General features: G+C 60.5%; 1 pseudogene. It reads left to right on the forward strand.

Annotated elements, in window-relative coordinates:
• Positions 1-4 precede the first annotated feature (4 nt).
• Positions 5-646: pseudogene (glyA, locus tag EOA86_RS37345) on the forward strand (serine hydroxymethyltransferase); the annotation flags it as partial.

Raw genomic sequence — 646 nt, forward strand, 5'->3', positions numbered from 1 at the left:
CAGCATGGCAACAGTAGCGGCAGTGTCGAACAAATTCGAATCCTTCTTCGAAACCACGCTTGCCGATGCCGACCCGGAGATTTTCGGCGCGATCCGCAACGAACTCGGCCGCCAGCGCCACGAGATCGAGCTGATCGCATCGGAAAACATTGTCTCCCGCGCCGTGCTGGAAGCGCAGGGGTCGATCATGACCAACAAATACGCCGAGGGCTATCCGGGCAAGCGCTACTATGGTGGCTGCCAGTTCGTCGACGTGGCCGAGGAACTAGCCATCGAGCGTGCGAAAAAGCTGTTCGGCTGTAACTTCGCCAACGTCCAACCGAATTCCGGCAGCCAGATGAACCAGGCGGTGTTCCTGGCGCTGCTGCAGCCCGGTGATACCTTCATGGGTCTCGACCTGAACTCGGGCGGGCATCTGACCCATGGCTCGCCGGTCAATATGAGCGGCAAATGGTTCAAGGTCGTTTCCTACGGCGTGCGCAGGGACGATCATCTGCTCGACATGGATGCGATCGAGAAGACCGCCCACGAGACCAAGCCGAAGCTGATCCTGGCCGGCGGCACCGCCTATTCGCGCGTCTGGGACTGGAAGCGCTTTCGCGAGATCGCCGACTCGATCGGCGCCTATCTGATGGTCGACATGGCC

Source organism: Mesorhizobium sp. M5C.F.Ca.IN.020.32.2.1, assembly GCF_004023105.1.
GTDB classification, from domain to species: Bacteria; Pseudomonadota; Alphaproteobacteria; order Rhizobiales; family Rhizobiaceae; genus Mesorhizobium; species Mesorhizobium wenxiniae.